The sequence below is a fragment of the Idiomarina sp. H2 genome, from assembly GCF_004364275.1.
GTDB classification, from domain to species: domain Bacteria; phylum Pseudomonadota; class Gammaproteobacteria; order Enterobacterales; family Alteromonadaceae; genus Idiomarina; species Idiomarina loihiensis.
On the sequence record NZ_SNZY01000026.1, the window covers coordinates 1 to 1213 of the forward strand.

The window sequence follows — 1213 nt, forward strand, 5'->3', positions numbered from 1 at the left end:
ACGGTTTCATAATCCAAGAATGCGTCGTAGACTGGCAAAACAAGATCAGCAGTTTAGTGCGATTTTAAACCGTCCGTGATAAAGGGGTAGAACCCCATGACAGAAACAGAGAATAGTAGGAATGGTCTGATAAAGCTGTAGATAGAAGTAAACATCGCAATTCTTTTTAGTGAATAACACGATGTTTACTGTATTAGGTTAAACTTAAGAATTGCTTAATTAAAACTGATAATTAGACATTAATGTTGTTTTAAAGCAGGTCGTTGAGGTAGAAGTATGATCAAAACTACTATTACAAACAGTAGTGTCGCGGTAGCTGAATATCTACTCAATTCCAAACCACCGTGCGCAACAGGCTTGTCTAAAAAGTCACCAACAACCGCGCCTAAGGGACGAGTCAAAACAAATGCAAGCCAAAATAACATTGTTCTAGATACTTTAGTGAACATATATAGGGTTAATACAATTCCTAAGCCTGTACTGAAAATATATGCAGCTCCAATATAACCCAATCCAGCAGTATCAGCAGTCCAGTCTCCCAGTGCAGTCCCAAGTGTTTGAGAAAACATAATGGTTAACCAGTAAAACGATTCAGCTTTAGGGTTGTCAATAGAAGAAACACTGATACTTCCAATTGTTCTATACCAAATAGCCAATGTAATAATTAAGAGAGTAGCTAATAGAGTTGAGCCTCCTAAATACCCAATTCCCAACGATCTATCGGCAAAATCAGCAAGTGTTGTCCCCACTGTCGTTGATGCAATAATAGTGATCCAATAAATAAACGGGCTAAATTTTGTAGATTTTACTTGCATAATAACAGCAGCAATAAAAAAGGACATAAAGATTACAGTTCCAACTAAATAGCCCAAATTCATTGACATTGAAACAGCATCACCACCTGTTTCACCTAACGTAGTCGCGAGTATTTTTATTATCCAAAACCCTATTGTTAATTGAGGTACTTTTATCAGAGCATCGTTAAATTGTTTATTCATATAAAATTCCTCTATGTGAGTATGTCATTAAAAAAGAACTACCAACCAAATACATATAGCAATCACTATTGTAGTGGTCAACAAAACCCGGACACCTTTTTAGCTAATTCCTCTGCTTTTGCCGGTGGTAGACCATCATTAAATTGATGCGGTCGCTCCCAGTTGTAATAATTCATTAGGAAGTAACTGACATCTCGTTTTGCTTCAATTGCTGA

The 1213-nt window shown here is 36.7% G+C and carries 1 protein-coding gene and 1 pseudogene; both read right to left on the reverse strand.

All coding sequences use genetic code 11. The features are described from left to right. Nucleotides 1–239: 239 nt before the first annotated feature. On the reverse strand, nt 240–998 hold the full coding sequence (locus DET62_RS14390) for a membrane protein (protein WP_010558013.1): 759 nt from the start codon (nt 996–998) through the stop codon (nt 240–242). 77 nt (nt 999–1075) lie between these two features. Beyond that, nucleotides 1076–1213 (reverse strand): annotated as a pseudogene (locus tag DET62_RS14395) (IS3 family transposase); the annotation flags it as partial.